We start from the raw sequence: 14794 nt of genomic DNA, 5'->3' as shown, positions 1-14794 counted from the left end.
TATGGGAACAATCATCGTGAAACAAAAAGCAGCGGGATTGATTAAAAAAGGAAGTCCACTGATTAGTCAGATGGACCTAGCGCAAGAACTTCGCGCAGATGAAGGCGAAGTGGTGAAAGTGTATGACCAACAACGTCATTTCTTAGGAATGGCCTATGTCGGATTCCAAAATAAGGGAGTTGCATGGGTATATAGCCGTTCGGAAGACGAAGCGTTGGATGATGCGTTCTTTAGTGGCATTTTCAAGACGGCATTCGAGAATCGCCGTGCACTCATCCATTCGGAGAATACGACGACTTTCCGTCTCTTCAACGGCGAAGGCGACGGCTTTGGCGGAGTGACGATTGACTGGTACGACGGTTTTATAGTTGTCTCTTGGTATAGCGAGGGTGTCTATCATTACCGTGACTTGATTTTAACGCAAGCACTTGCTTCGTTTGAAGGTGTCAAAGGGGTCTACGAAAAGATTCGTTTCAAGAATGAAGCAGACTTGCCAGAAAGTCAGTTTGTCGGCGGAGTAGAAGCGCCAGAACCATTAATCGTATTAGAAAATGGTGTCAAATACGCGACGTATATGAATGAAGGATTGATGACTGGAATCTTCCTAGACCAACGCGAAGTGCGGGAAACGATTCGCCAGCGTTACAGTGCAGGACGTACCGTATTGAATACCTTCAGTTATACCGGTGCCTTTTCGGTTGCTGCAGCAATGGGTGGCGCAACTAAAACAATTAGCGTAGACGTTGCCAATCGTAGTCTTGAGAAGACAAAAGAGCAGTTTGCAGTCAACGGCATCGACCCAGAAACGCAACAAATCTATGTCATGGACGTGTTCGATTATTTCAAATACGCTGTGAAGAAACAGTTGAAGTTTGATACGGTCGTGGTAGATCCACCAAGCTTTGCTCGCACGAAGAAGAGAACCTTCTCTGTAGCAAAAGACTACGGCAAACTAGTGGAACAAATCACGCCATTAGTCGCACCAAAAGGAACGCTCGTGTTATCTACAAATGCGGCAAATGTGAGCGAATCTCAATTTCAACAAATGATTGAGAAAGGAATCCGTGAAGCAGAAGGCAATCGCAAGTTCCGCATCGTCTTGAAAAAAGGATTACCAAGCGATTTCGCAGTTCCAGTAGCTACACCGCTAAGCGATTATCTCAAAGTTTTCTTTATTGAATTTAACAACTAGCACACCTGCCCAAAATTCACTTATAAGTGAATTTTGGGCAGCTTTCGTACGCACCGCAAACTCCCTGCACAAAATGCGTCCTTATGCCATTTCTGCAGCACGGGAGGCCATTAGAGGCACCGACATGTCATTTTCATCTTTTGGCACAAATCCCATTGCAACGCGATTTCTAGCAGTTCACTTTTTTGCAAAAAAATCTCATTTTCTACAAACCACGAAAATCTTGCGGGTTTTATAACCACAGCATTGGGGAAGTGCAACCAATGTGAATTACTGACTCTAGGGGGAACCCCGTAGAGTCAGTTTGAAGCTTGGTAGGAATTGAGACGACAGGCTCAATCCGGTGCCCCTATGCAGTGGTTATAGAACAATCCGCAAGGATTGGAAGTGGTTTGTAAGACCAACGTAAGTTTTTTCTCAAAAAATAGTAGACTATAAAGATTGCATTGCAAATTAAGTTTTGATATAATACCAAAGTGCATGAAAATGCACATGTCGGAACACCGTGGGAGGAGAAATCTTCATCTCCATTAAACCACGCACGAAACAATCAAGGAGGTAATGTCTCGTGGCTAAAAAAGTTGTAAAACTAGTTAAATTACAAATTCCTGCAGGTAAAGCAACTCCAGCTCCGCCAGTAGGTCCAGCTTTAGGTCAAGCACAAGTGAACATCATGGGATTCTGTAAAGAATTCAATGCTCGTACAGCTGACCAAGCAGGTTTAATCATTCCGGTTGTGATTTCAGTTTATGAAGACCGTTCATTCGACTTCATCTGTAAAACACCACCAGCAGCAGTATTATTAAAGAAAGCTGCTAAAGTAGAAAAAGGTTCAGGCGAACCAAACAAGAAAAAAGTTGCTACTGTAACTCGTGATCAAGTTAGAGAAATTGCTGAATTAAAAGCACCTGACTTAAATGCAGCAGACGTAGAAGCTGCTATGCGCATGGTCGAAGGTACAGCCCGTTCAATGGGATTTGTAGTAGAAGGCTAAAAACAAATGCAGCTTCCAAAAGTCCCTAGCACGAGTGTTTCACTCATGGACTTTGTGGGAGGTAAAACCGTTAAAACCACACAATAGGAGGAAATTATACAATGGCAAAGAAAAGCAAAAAATATTTAGAAGCCGCTAAAAAAATCGATTCTTCTAAAGCTTACTCAGTTGAAGAAGCAATCGCATTAGCAAAAGAAACAGATTTCGCTAAATTTGATGCATCTGTAGAAGTTGCATACCGTTTAGGTTTAGATCCAAAGAAAGCTGACCAACAATTACGTGGAGCAGTTGTGCTTCCAAACGGAACTGGTAAAACTCAACGAGTTTTAGTATTCGCAAAAGGTGAAAAAGCTAAAGAAGCTGAAGCAGCTGGTGCAGACTACGTTGGTGACAGCGAATTAGCTCAAAAAATCCAAGGCGGATGGTTTGAGTTCGACGTTATCGTTGCAACACCTGACATGATGGGTGAAGTTGGTCGTTTAGGTCGTGTATTAGGACCTAAAGGCTTAATGCCAAACCCTAAAACAGGTACTGTTACAATGGACGTAACTAAAGCTGTTGAAGAAATCAAAGCTGGTAAAGTTACTTACCGTGTTGACAAAGCTGGTAACATCCACGTTCCAATCGGTAAAGTTTCATTCTCAGATGACAAATTAGTAGAAAACTTCAAAACAATTCACGAAACATTATTACGTATCAAACCTGCTACAGTTAAAGGTCAATACGTACGTAACGTTGCTGTGACAACTACTTTCGGCCCTGGGGTTAAAGTAGACGTAGCTTCTCTATAATTTAAAACGAAATGATAAAAAGCCAAGCCTCGTGCTTGGCTTTTTTGTTTTCTAAAAAAATAGATAAGTTGAGGAAGATATATTAAAATCTAAGTAAATACATCGAGAATGGTATTAATAAATTTCAGATGAAAAGGGAATTTGAAATATGGGTAAACTGTTAAAAAGAACGTGTATTGGAATCGTTAGTGTTTTGGCTGTAATTGGATTAATAATAGGAGGATATCAATTAAAGCAACAAGCGGAATATAATGAAATGGTACGAATTGTTAAGAGTGAAGAGGTGAAAGCCATCATCGAAGAGGATTTAAATGATATTCACGAAGGAGCTCTTAAGGAAGGAAATAGTATTTATTCATATCAAATAGACGAAAAATCGATTAGACATAATCCAATGGGAGGCGTTATGTTTCATATTATTTTGAACTCTGATGAAAAATTAGTAGTTTATTATACGTTACAAAAGGATAGTCGTACAGGTAAAATTGAGTATTCAGGTGGGGGGTATTCGCAAGAAGTTGGTAAATTAATTGGAGATGGGAAGTAATGTTATCGGAAGATAGTTGATACTCACTATTTTCCATTGATTTTTCCTCTGATTTGATCAAACACTTCGGAATGTGTATAACGTGTCTCGTCAGTTTCGGTAATTCTGTCAGCAACGTCAAGCTCTCTCTCAACAGACTCCATGAGGGTAGTATACTGTTCTACGCTGAGGACGACCATTGAGCCATGACCATTTTTAGTCAGAAATACGGGAACATTGTCGTTTAAAACGATCTCTTCAATTTCAGGAAACTTATTACGTAAATCGGATACGGGTCTAATATGAATCATAGTACATGCTCCTTTCTTATCAATATTTTATCATAAAAATAGCAAAAGAGATACCGTTAGAATTTTTAAGATAGAATTGAGTTCTTTCTTGACAGAAGAAAGTCAATCATGTAAACTAATAAAAGTTGAATGCGACCGAAGACAGTAGGGGGCACTAGCCTTAATATCCTACCGAGGGAGAACAAGTTGATCTTATTTCTCTATGTCTTTGTGGGTATAGAGTTTTTTTTATGCCCTACCTAAATTTCAGGAGGTGAAAAACGAAGATGAGTGAAGCAATCATTGCTAAAAAAGCGCAACTAGTTACAGAAGTTGCTGAACAGTTCAAAAACGCATCATCAGTTGTTGTTGTTGACTATTTAGGAATTACTGTAGAAGAAGCAACAAATCTACGTGCAGAATTACGTAAAGCAGGTGTACAATTTGCAGTTGTTAAAAACAGCATTTTATCACGTGCAGCTAAAGAAGCTGGTTTAGAAGGAATGGATGACATTTTCAAAGGACCATCAGCTGTAGCTTTCAGTAACGAAGATGTAGTAGCTCCTGCTAAAATCTTAGCTGACTTTGCTAAAAAAGTTGAAGCTTTAGAAATTAAAGCAGGTGTTGTTGAGGGTAAAGTTTCTTCAAAAGAAGAAATCGAAGCTCTTGCAAAATTACCAAGCCGCGAAGGGTTACTTTCAATGCTATTATCAGTATTACAAGCACCAGTTCGCAACACTGCATTGGCAATCAAAGCCGTTGCAGATCAAAAAGATGGCGCAGCAGCTTAATAAAGCTAGCTAGCTAACTTAAAAACACAAACAAAATTTTATTAAATAACCAAAAAATGGAGGAAATTAAAAATGGCATTAAACATTGAACAAATCATTGCTGACATTAAAGAAGCAACTGTATTAGAATTAAACGACTTAGTAAAAGCTATCGAAGAAGAATTTGGAGTAACAGCAGCAGCTCCTGTAGCTGTAGTAGCTGGTGGCGCTGGCGAAGCTGCAGAAGAAAAATCTGACTTCACTGTAGAATTAACTTCTGCTGGAGACCAAAAAATTAAAGTAATCAAAGTTGTTCGTGAAGCAACTGGATTAGGATTAAAAGAAGCTAAAGCATTAGTTGATGGCGCTCCTGGCGTATTAAAAGAAGGCGTAGCTAAAGAAGAAGCTGAAGCATTAAAAGCTCAATTAGAAGAAGTTGGAGCTTCAGTAACATTAAAATAATTTTTAATGACACTTTGAAAGGTCGGACTATCCAGTCCGGCCTTTTTTGTGTAGAATAAAAGAGATTTGGTAGTGGAAAGGGAGCTTTTTGATGAGATTTCATGAATTTGGAGATAATCATAATCCTCATATCCTATTGATTCATGGTGGAGGGAATTCGTGGTGGAATTATTTGAGACAAGCACGTCTTCTCTCAGATAAATACCATGTGATTTTACCAGTTTTAGATGGACATGGTGAGGAGTACCAAAAGGAGTATGTATCCACGGAGCAATCTGCACAAGAGATTTTGGAGTATATAAAAGACCAATGCGATGGGCATGTATTTGCTTTAGGTGGAGTCTCTCTTGGAGGACAAATCGTCATGGAGCTACTTTCGTTAAATGCTCATATAGCTGACAAAGCCATTATTGATGGAAGTCTATGTATTCCACAACCTAAACTAGCGAAAATGAGCATCGCCTTTGTAAAAGTTTTTGGGAAGTTGATGTTCGGTAAGGCTGCATGTAAAATGCAATTAAAACTCATGAGAAAGCTGTATCCAAAGATGGCTTATCCGGAAGAATTAGAAAACTACTATTTGGAGGATATGCCACGGTTACCGATGAAAACATTAGTAACGATTTATAACACCTATATGGCCAGTTATCAATTGAAGCCAGCGATTTCCGACAGTTCAGCAGAGGCCCTCTATATTTATGGAGAAAAAGAAATGAAGTGCGTGAAGGAGTCGGCAAAGCTATTTCAACAAATGCATCCTAATTGCACGCTGTATGAAGCAAAGGGATATAATCACGGATATTTATCCACTTATCTTCCCTTGGAGTGGATGGAATTAGTAACACCATTTTTAGAAGGAACCGAATAGTATTAAAAAGGAAAGGAGGTTTAGCAATGTCACTTACGAGTCATATTGTCCGTACGTTATTTACGATTGGGGACTTAAAACGAGACTTGGGTTGGGTTCCACCAACCAATGTCGAGGCTGTTGAAAATGTATCTTACGGATCCTGCGACAAGTGGCATCTGCTGGATCTCTATCGTCCAAAAGAGACGGAAGGCAAATTGCCAGTGTTGCTTAATATTCACGGTGGTGCTTGGGTATATGGAGATAAGAAGGTATACGCTCCGTATTGTATGTATTTAGCCTCTCAAGGATTTGTGGTAGTGAATGCTAGCTACCGACTTGCACCAAAGCACACTTTCCCAGCTCCTTTAGAAGATGTCGGGGCTATGGTAGAGTGGGTTGTAGACCATGCAGAAGAATACGGCTTGGATATCTCGAATCTGTTCTTTGTGGGAGATTCTGCAGGAGCGCATTTGGCGACAGCGTATACGGCTATTCAGTTGAACGAAGCTTATGCGAAAAGTTTTCCTGGAATTAAAGTAGATGAAAGATTTATTCCAAAAGGCTTGCTGTTAAACTGTGGCGTATTTGATATGGAAGTGGAATGGAAGAAACAAGGACGCGCATTGACGCCGTTTCTTACGGATTTACTTGGAGCAAAACCAACTGTTGAAGCGGTGAAGCAAATGAGCCCAGCGCAATATATTACTTCAGAATTCCCACCGGTCCATTTAACAACGAGTAATGGAGACTTCTTACGAAAGCATTCGTATCGTCTGAAAGAAGTGTTGGAGAAGAAGGGTGTGGAAGTCGTCTTTAAGGAATATGGAGAGAAAAAGAAACCTCAAGGACATGTATTCCATTTGAATCTTAAAAATAAAGTAGGGCAAGAGTGCAACGCAGACCAGTTGGAGTTTGTAAAACAAATGATGAAAAAATAAAACTCGAAGCAAAATTTGCTTCGAGTTTTTTGTGGTTAAGTTTTTATTTTCTCAACTGATGCGTCAACTTATAACTACTTTCCAAAATGTCGTTAGCACGGCTTTCGTCTTTTTGAAGAAGACCTAAGTAGAGTAAGTCGACTAAGAAGAGCGAGTCGTTACGACTTGTAATGGCTGCGGAACGAATCGATTTTTCATGGCGAGGAACTTTAAGGCAATAGGTGCTGAGAGCGTCTAGATTGCCGTTGCCTTGTCCAGTAATCGATACGGTTGGGATGCCGCGTTGTTTAGCAATTTCAAAGGCTGCATTAACTTCTCTTGTGTTCGCAGAGTAGCTAACACCAATCACTAAGTCATTTTCTGTAGCGTTGCTAAGGCTTGCCAGTTGAATATGTGAGTCAGTGTGATACACGATATTTTTACCGATACGGCTGAGTTTAAAGTAAATATCGCTGCAGACTAGTCCTGAAGCGCCAACCCCAAAAGTATAGATTTTATTTGCGTTTTTGAGTAAGTCAATCACATGATCTAGCGTGTCGTCATCGATGAGTTCAACGGTCATTTCATAGGAACGAGTAACCGTCTTAATTAATTTTGATTGAATTGTTTTAATTGAGTCATCCTTGTCGATTTGTTCGTCGATGGATTGTGAATTTTGTTGCGCCAAATTCACCTTGAAGCGAGAATAAGAACGGAACCCGATTTTTTTAATATATTTACTAATAGAAGAAGACGAAACCCCAATTTCATCTGCTAATACATGAATGCTCGAAGAAAGCACGACATCAGAGTGTTTGGCGATAAATTCTTCAATTTTTTTATCTGTGGCTGTTAAAAACTTTTTCATGGAATCCCTACCTTTTTGAGAAATATTGTTTCCGATTTCATTATACAGTATTGAAATAAAATTTACAACGCTGTATAATAAGTTTAAGAAAAACGATTTCATTATGAATTTTAGTGGAATTTTTAAGAGGAGGTGGAGAAAATGGATGACATTTCAAAATTGATGACAGAGCAAGTCAATGACAGAAGTAAGGATATTGAAACACAGTCAATTGGTGAGATTTTACGTTATATGAATGACGAAAACAGAAAAATTACCGATGCGATTGAACAGTGCATTCCAGAAATTGAAAAAGTGACAGCAGGTGTTGTACAAGCATTCGAGAAAGGAGGCCGATTGATCTATCTGGGCGCGGGGACTTCTGGTCGACTTGGTGTTCTGGACGCAAGCGAATGCCCGCCAACATTCGGTGTATCACCGGAAATGGTAGTGGGAATCATTGCGGGTGGAGATTATGCTCTTCGAAACGCTATTGAAGGCGCCGAAGACGATGAAACCTTAGCCGAAGCACAGTTGAGAGACTTGGATCTTGTCAAAGAGGATGTAGTCATCGGAATTAGCGCGAGTGGACGGACGCCTTATGTCGCAGCAGGACTTGCCTATGCCAATGAGGTTGGCTGTTTCACAGGTGCGATTTCTAATTCTCCAAACGCTTTAATTTCTAACATTGCTTCGGTTGGTATCGAAGCGATTACTGGTCCAGAAGTGGTTACCGGATCTACGCGAATGAAAGCAGGTACAGCTCAAAAAATCATTCTCAATATGATTACAACGACTGCAATGATTCAAGTGGGGAAAATTTTCAAAGGATATATGGTCGATGTTCAACCAACGAACCTAAAGTTGAAACAGCGAGCAACCAATATTCTCTCTAAAATCACAAATCTTTCTCCTGAAGACGCAAGACGTGTTCTTGAGGAAAATGATTTTGATTTAAAAGTCGCTATTATCTCTCAAATACATCATATTTCGGCAAAAGAAGCAGAACAACTGCTTCAGGCAAATCAGATGAATATTGTCAAGGCAATGAAAAATAAGGAGGCTTAATAAAATGGATGCAAAGAAAGTAGCAAATGAAATTTTAAATAAAGTCGGACAGAAGGAAAATGTAGTCAGCAACGCTACATGTATGACTCGCTTACGTCTGACAGTAGCAGATACATCTAAAGTGGATGTGGCTGGATTAAAAGATGTAGATTCAGTATTAGGGGTTGTAGAACGTGAACAAGGGGTTCAAATCGTTTTAGGACCTGGTAAAGTGACTGAAGTTGGTCGCGAATTTTCTGAATTAACAGGAATCGAATTAGGTAGCGTAGACGAAGTAGACGCAGCTGATTTAGCAAAAGAAAATAAAAAAGAAAATAAAGCAAAACATAATGGACCAGTTCAACGCTTCTTGGAACATATCGCTAACATTTTCGTACCATTATTACCAGGGATTATCGCTGCTGGTTTAATTAACGGTATTTCAAACGTTATTAACGTATCTACACAAAATGCGTATAACTTTGAATGGTGGTACCAAGCAATCCGTACAATGGGTTGGGGCCTATTCACCTTCTTGCCTTTATATGTAGGTTACAATGCTGCTCGTGAGTTCAAAGGAACTCCTATTCTTGGGGCAATCGCAGGAAGTATGTCTCTTGGTGTTACAACAATGCCACTTCTATTAAAAACAGATGCTGGTCAAGTGTTGATGCCATTTACGGATAAACCTTTCAACCCAGGTGCTGGTGGTTTACTAGCTGCATTAATGATGGGGATTGTCGTGGCTTACTTAGAACGCGCTATTGATAAAGTAATCCCATCAATGTTGAAGACATTCTTAACACCATTATTAACATTAATCATTGGTGCATTCTTATCAGTATTAATCATCCAACCTGCTGGTGCTGCGTTAACTCAAGGTATTTACACAGTATTAAACTTCGTATATGAACAATTAGGAATCTTCGGTGGATACATCTTAGCCGCTGGATTCTTACCAATCGTATCTGTTGGTTTACACCAAGCGTTAACTCCAATCCACGTTCTATTAAACAATCCAGAAGGGCCAACTCAAGGGATCAACTACCTATTACCAATCTTAATGATGGCCGGTGGTGGACAAGTGGGTGCAGGTTTAGCATTATACTTGAAGACTAAGAACAAAAAATTAAAACAATTAACAAGAGATTCATTACCTGTGGGTATCTTAGGTATCGGGGAACCAATGATGTACGCTGTAACACTTCCTTTAGGTAAACCATTCTTAACAGCCTGCTTAGGTTCTGGTTTTGGTGGTATGTTAGCAGTTCTATTCCACTTAGGTACTGTATCTCAAGGAGTTTCAGGGTTATTTGGTGCTTTAATTATGGTACCAGGAACTCAAGTACTCTTCTTAACTGCAATGGTCGGAGCTTACATCGGTGGATTTGTTATCACATGGCTCTTCGGTGTAGATGAGGATCGTATTAACGAAGTATATGGAAACAAATAGAGCAAACATTTCTTTTGGGCGCTCCATCTATATCAATCTTGGTGAACAAGTTGTGACACAAGTATTAGAAGAAATGAAAGCCGCGCGTCAAACCGTGGCTTTTACTTCTTTTCAATTACCAGAACATCCGCTTGAAATCTCGGATATGACACGTCTTGTGGAGCTTGCTCGCTCATATGAAGTAGATTTAATTCCAGACATCGCCCATAAAGATCTTACCAAAGAAAACATAGCAGCTCTGAAAAAAGCAGGGCTATCGTACTTACGTCTGGACGAATTTGGGGACGAAGCGTTTATCGAACGTTGCGGCAAGGCGTTTACGCTGGTCGTGAATGCTTCAACGTTTACGCACCGCGAATACAAACTATTGGAACGACTCGGATTTGCTCGTCGAATCATCGCTTGTCATAATTATTATCCAAAAGTGTATTCAGGGATTTCGCTTGAAAAATTCACGACGATTAATCAAAAATTACATGCGCTCGGTGTAAAAGTACTGGCATTTATTCCGGGAGATGAGCCTTTAAGAGGGCCACTTCATGAAGGATTGCCAACCGTTGAAACGCATCGTACATTGGATACGCGATTGGCGATTTGCGAACTCATTAAGGCGCATACCGATATGATTTTAGTGGGAGACACATTTATTAACGCCTCCACTCAAAAAGTCATGAAGGAATTCCTAGAAGGGTTCGTGTCACTAAAGGCAGAAGCATCCGTGGAATTAACAGGTAAAGTTCTTCGTGACCGTATCGATGCTAGTGATTTTGTGTACCGTATACTCGGTACTCGCGGCTGGGCCTTACTTGGCGGAGAGGTTTCTACAACAACCCGCACTGTTGGAGAAATCAATCAAGCAAATAGCCAGTATGGTCGTTACCAAGGCGAAATCGAAATCGCTAAAGTTGAGTTGCCACAAGACGCACGTCAAAATGTCATCGGGCACTTACTTCCATCTGAGATTGCCGTATTTACGGCTTTACCAGAAGGATTTGGCATTCAATTAGAAGTCAAATAACAAACAGCAATCCATCCGCCATTTTTGGCAGGGTGGATTGTTCATTTTTCTATACAACATTAGAAAAATAAGCCATTTTATGATACTCTAGATGAGTATAAATTTAATAGAAACAAAGGGGGCCTTTGGATGATAGAGCTGATTGCAACAGTTGAATCCATCCAACAAGCAAAAGACTTGCTTGAAGCGGGCGTGGACACGATCTATTTTGGAGAAGACCAATTCGGACTTCGCCTTCCTATGTCGTTTACACGTGAGGAACAAAAAGAATTAACGGAATTGGCGCACCAATATGGAAAGAAAGCAAGCGTTGCTGTAAACGCGATTTTCCATAATGAAGGAATTGCGCTTGTACCTGAGTATTTAACATTTTTAAAAGAAATCGGTGTCGATAACATCGCGGTAGGAGATCCAGGTGTGGTTCAAATTATGAAGAACCCTGAATACTCAATTCCATATCGTTATGATGCCGCGGTTTTAGTAACAAGTAGTCGTCAAATCAACTTCTGGGGAAAACGTGGTGCCGTTGGTGCGGTGATTGCGCGTGAAATTCCTCGTGAAGAAATGAAAATTTTGGCAGCAGGTGTAGAAATTCCAATCGAAGTTTTAGTGTACGGAGCAACTTGTATCCATCATTCAAAACGCCCACTGTTAAATAACTACTTTAACTATATTGAGAAAAAAGAATCTGTTGAAAAACGTCGCGGTTTATTCGTATCAGAACCTGCCGATGAAGATTCTCACTATTCAATCTACGAAGACATTAACGGAACGCATATTTTCGCGAATAACGACGTGTCTCTTGCTCCATATTTGTTAGAACTAACAGAAATGGGCATTCCACAATGGAAATTAGACGGAGTTCTTGCTCCTGGTCAAGATTTCGTGGAAGTTGCGAAATTATTCGTGAATGCTCGTAATGAAATCGAAGCAGGTACATGGACTCCTGAGAAGAGCGCTAGCCTTGAATTACAAGTGCGCGCACACCATCCAAAAGTTCGTGGCCTAGAAGCAGGATTTTACTTATTAAATCCAGAAGATGTGAAATAGGAGAGAGTCAAATGGGAAGAAAGATATTGAAAAAACCTGAAGTACTTGCTCCAGCGGGTACTCTTGAAAAACTAAAAACAGCTATTTTATACGGAGCTGACGCGGTTTTCCTTGGTGGGGAAGCGTACGGACTTCGTAGCCGTGCAGGGAACTTCGACTTTGCAGAAATGAAAGAAGCCGTTGATTTTGCCCATGCACATAATGCAAAAGTATATATTGCCGCTAACATGGTGACTCACGAAGGCGACGAAAAAGGCGCGGGAGAATTCTTCCGTACGGTTCGTGACATCGGTATCGATGCAGCCATCATCAGTGACATGGCCTTAATGGATATTTGTGCCTCAGAAGCGCCAGGATTACCAATCCATTTATCAACACAATCTTCAGCAGCCAACTACGAAACGCTAAACTTCTGGAAAGACGAAGGATTAGAACGTGTTGTATTAGCGCGTGAAGTATCAATGGACGAAATTAAAGAAATGCAAGAAAAAGTGGATGTAGAAATCGAAGCCTTTATCCACGGTGCAATGTGTATTTCTTATTCAGGACGTTGCGTATTATCAAACCACATGGTGCATCGTGATGCTAACCGTGGTGGATGTGCTCAGTCTTGTCGTTGGAAATACGGCCTATTCGATATGCCATTTGCCGGCGAAAAGAACATGGTCGGCGCGGGCGAAGAAGGCATTGAAGAGAAATTCTCAATGAGTGCCGTTGACCTATCTATGATTCAACATTTACCAGACTTAATCGAAGCTGGTGTAGATAGCTTGAAGATTGAAGGTCGTATGAAATCAATTCACTACGTTTCAACGGTTTCTAACGTTTATCGTGCAGCGGTTGATTCATACTGCGAAGATCCAGATAACTATGTATGTAAACAAGAATGGATTGACGAGTTATGGAAAGCAGCGCAACGTGAATTAGCAACTGGTTTCTACTACCAAGTTCCAACCGAAGAAGAGCAATTATTTGGCCCACGTCGTCAAATTCCTCAATATGCTTTCGTTGGGCAAGTGCTTGAATATGATCCAGAAACGCAAATGGCAACCGTGCAACAACGTAATAACTTCAAAGTCGGAGACCATATCGAGTTCTACGGACCAGGAATGCGTCACCACGAAGAAGAATTAACACAATTATGGGATGAAAATGGCGAAGAAATCGAAGCAGCTCCTCACGCAATGATGATTTGCAAGATGAAAGTAACTGAGCCAGTGAAACCTTTAGATATGATTCGTAAACGTCGTTAAGACGAATTTTTAAAAGAAAGAAGGAATGAAAATGTCATTACCAAATTGCCCTAAATGTGGTTCAGAATACACATACGAAGATGGCGTATTATTAGTATGCCCGGAATGTGCGTATGAATGGGAACCTGGTTCAGAAGTTGAAGAAGGTCCAGTAGCCATCGATGCTAACGGAAATAAATTACAAGATGGCGATACTGTAACAGTTATCAAAGACTTGAAAGTAAAAGGCGCTCCGAAAGATATTAAGCAAGGTACACGCGTGAAGAATATTCGCATCGTGGAAGGCGATCATAATATCGATTGTAAGATAGATGGATTTGGCGCAATGAAACTTAAATCTGAGTTTGTTAAAAAGATTTAATGGGAGTCCCGTAGGGACTACATTCAAGCCCTTTGGATATCTTCATAATAACGACAACAGCTATACCGGCGTAAGCCTAGGTCTTACGCCTACCGAGCCTCAAAGATTCTCTAGAAAATAAATTTTCAAGAGAATCTAATTCGCATCGGTTACTCGTCGCTATTGTTGTTATTATAGAATCCAAAGTGCTTTTTCTGTAGTCCCTCGAGGAAACCTGAACTTTATAACAGATCAAAATAAGTTTCATTGCTTCTCTTAAGGAGCAGGCTTCGGCTGTAGTGCTTTTTTGATACGAAATAGTGTAAAATGGTGATTGTAGTAAGGAGTGATCTTATGGAACGACAAACAATGGGGCAAGAACGGTTGAGTGCATTTATTGATGCGGTGATTGCCATTATTATGACGATTTTAGTATTGGAATTAGATAAACCGAAGACTCTTGATTGGCAAGGATTATGGGAACTGCGTGAAAACTTTTTTGCATATGCATTGTCCTTCTTCTGGTTAGGGGCTATGTGGGTGAATCTGCATGCGTTTTCTCATAGAACTGAAAAAATTACGCAAAAGACAGTTTGGGCGACCGTAATTATGTTATTTTTTGCTTCTCTATTCCCATATGCAACAAGTCTAATTGCGATGGATTTTTATAATCCAACCGTGCAGGTGTTTTATGGAATCATTGTTTTGCTCATCACTACAGCGACATTAAGTTTTTATAGAACGGTTTCTGAGGTTAATCCGACTGACGAGTTACAACGATTGAGGGAACAGCGTAATAGGTGGATAAAGTGGGATATTCTATTGAAGCTAAGCGGACTTATTTGTTCAGCAACTATTTTTCCGATTGGAACCAGTTTGGCAGTGTTTATCACCCTTTGTGGATTCGTTATTCCAAATCAATTCCGTAAATAAAATTTAATAAATAAGGATTATATGCATGAGAATAGTTTTCTTATGCATATTTTTATTGGGA

Annotated in this window: 17 protein-coding genes and 1 other annotated feature; of the genes, 15 read left to right on the top strand and 2 right to left on the bottom strand. The window is 40.1% G+C overall.

Annotated features, from left to right (window positions below; all coding sequences use genetic code 11):
- The first annotated feature begins 1 nt into the window (after position 1).
- The 4 genes from O3798_RS02630 (at position 2) to O3798_RS02615 (ending at position 3524) form a co-directional block, all read left to right on the top strand.
- Complete coding sequence (locus O3798_RS02630; protein ID WP_371463060.1) at positions 2-1192, top strand: class I SAM-dependent rRNA methyltransferase; 1191 nt, start codon at positions 2-4, stop codon at positions 1190-1192.
- Positions 1193-1760: 568 nt separating this feature from the next.
- Positions 1761-2186, top strand: a complete 426-nt coding sequence (gene rplK / locus O3798_RS02625; protein WP_005607816.1) for a 50S ribosomal protein L11 — start codon at positions 1761-1763, stop codon at positions 2184-2186.
- Positions 2187-2287: 101 nt separating this feature from the next.
- Complete coding sequence (rplA, locus tag O3798_RS02620; protein WP_048710940.1) at positions 2288-2977, top strand: 50S ribosomal protein L1; 690 nt, start codon at positions 2288-2290, stop codon at positions 2975-2977.
- Positions 2978-3125: 148 nt separating this feature from the next.
- On the top strand, positions 3126-3524 hold the full coding sequence (locus O3798_RS02615; RefSeq protein WP_371463059.1) for a DUF1310 family protein: 399 nt from the start codon (positions 3126-3128) through the stop codon (positions 3522-3524).
- A 26-nt stretch (positions 3525-3550) separates the two neighbouring features.
- On the opposite strand, the gene O3798_RS02610 is transcribed toward O3798_RS02615, so the two are convergent.
- Positions 3551-3814, bottom strand: a complete 264-nt coding sequence (locus O3798_RS02610) for a type II toxin-antitoxin system Phd/YefM family antitoxin (RefSeq protein WP_371463057.1) — start codon at positions 3812-3814, stop codon at positions 3551-3553.
- A gap of 117 nt (positions 3815-3931) precedes the next feature.
- Positions 3932-4052, top strand: a sequence feature (ribosomal protein L10 leader region).
- Positions 4053-4080: 28 nt separating this feature from the next.
- On the opposite strand from O3798_RS02610, the gene rplJ reads away from it, so the two are divergent.
- The 4 genes from rplJ (at position 4081) to O3798_RS02590 (ending at position 6813) form a co-directional block, all read left to right on the top strand.
- Positions 4081-4584, top strand: coding sequence for a 50S ribosomal protein L10 (rplJ, locus tag O3798_RS02605; protein ID WP_285251493.1), 504 nt, complete (start codon positions 4081-4083; stop codon positions 4582-4584).
- 72 nt (positions 4585-4656) lie between these two features.
- Positions 4657-5025 (top strand): 50S ribosomal protein L7/L12, encoded by a 369-nt coding sequence (gene rplL, locus O3798_RS02600; protein WP_048710944.1) that lies wholly within the window; start codon positions 4657-4659, stop codon positions 5023-5025.
- A 91-nt stretch (positions 5026-5116) separates the two neighbouring features.
- Positions 5117-5893 (top strand): alpha/beta fold hydrolase, encoded by a 777-nt coding sequence (locus tag O3798_RS02595; RefSeq protein WP_371463056.1) that lies wholly within the window; start codon positions 5117-5119, stop codon positions 5891-5893.
- A 26-nt stretch (positions 5894-5919) separates the two neighbouring features.
- Positions 5920-6813 (top strand): alpha/beta hydrolase, encoded by an 894-nt coding sequence (locus O3798_RS02590; protein ID WP_371463054.1) that lies wholly within the window; start codon positions 5920-5922, stop codon positions 6811-6813.
- 43 nt (positions 6814-6856) lie between these two features.
- Here O3798_RS02590 and O3798_RS02585 read toward each other — a convergent pair whose 3' ends face one another.
- Positions 6857-7660 (bottom strand): MurR/RpiR family transcriptional regulator, encoded by an 804-nt coding sequence (locus tag O3798_RS02585; RefSeq protein ID WP_371463052.1) that lies wholly within the window; start codon positions 7658-7660, stop codon positions 6857-6859.
- A 141-nt stretch (positions 7661-7801) separates the two neighbouring features.
- On the opposite strand from O3798_RS02585, the gene murQ reads away from it, so the two are divergent.
- The 7 genes from murQ (at position 7802) to O3798_RS02550 (ending at position 14733) form a co-directional block, all read left to right on the top strand.
- Positions 7802-8707: an N-acetylmuramic acid 6-phosphate etherase gene (gene murQ / locus O3798_RS02580; protein ID WP_371463050.1), complete on the top strand. Its 906-nt coding sequence runs from the start codon at positions 7802-7804 to the stop codon at positions 8705-8707.
- A gap of 4 nt (positions 8708-8711) precedes the next feature.
- A complete protein-coding gene (locus O3798_RS02575) occupies positions 8712-10139 on the top strand; it encodes a PTS transporter subunit EIIC (protein ID WP_371463048.1) in 1428 nt (475 codons plus the stop codon).
- Positions 10126-11157, top strand: a complete 1032-nt coding sequence (locus O3798_RS02570; protein ID WP_371463046.1) for a MupG family TIM beta-alpha barrel fold protein — start codon at positions 10126-10128, stop codon at positions 11155-11157. Before O3798_RS02575 ends, O3798_RS02570 begins: the two co-directional genes overlap by 14 nt.
- Before the next feature lie 129 nt (positions 11158-11286).
- Positions 11287-12207 (top strand): peptidase U32 family protein, encoded by a 921-nt coding sequence (locus O3798_RS02565; protein ID WP_371446684.1) that lies wholly within the window; start codon positions 11287-11289, stop codon positions 12205-12207.
- An 11-nt stretch (positions 12208-12218) separates the two neighbouring features.
- On the top strand, positions 12219-13460 hold the full coding sequence (locus O3798_RS02560; protein ID WP_285251486.1) for a U32 family peptidase: 1242 nt from the start codon (positions 12219-12221) through the stop codon (positions 13458-13460).
- 31 nt (positions 13461-13491) lie between these two features.
- Positions 13492-13821: a zinc ribbon domain-containing protein YjdM gene (locus O3798_RS02555; RefSeq protein WP_005607758.1), complete on the top strand. Its 330-nt coding sequence runs from the start codon at positions 13492-13494 to the stop codon at positions 13819-13821.
- A 348-nt stretch (positions 13822-14169) separates the two neighbouring features.
- Entirely contained in the window at positions 14170-14733 is a 564-nt protein-coding gene (locus O3798_RS02550; protein WP_371463107.1) for a TMEM175 family protein, read from the top strand.
- Positions 14734-14794 lie beyond the last annotated feature (61 nt).

The organism is Granulicatella sp. 20925_1_45, assembly GCF_041433555.1.
In the GTDB taxonomy this organism is placed as follows: domain Bacteria; phylum Bacillota; class Bacilli; order Lactobacillales; family Aerococcaceae; genus Granulicatella.
The sequence above is the reverse complement of the archived record's forward strand: the minus strand, read 5'-3'. Positions and strand labels throughout refer to the sequence as shown.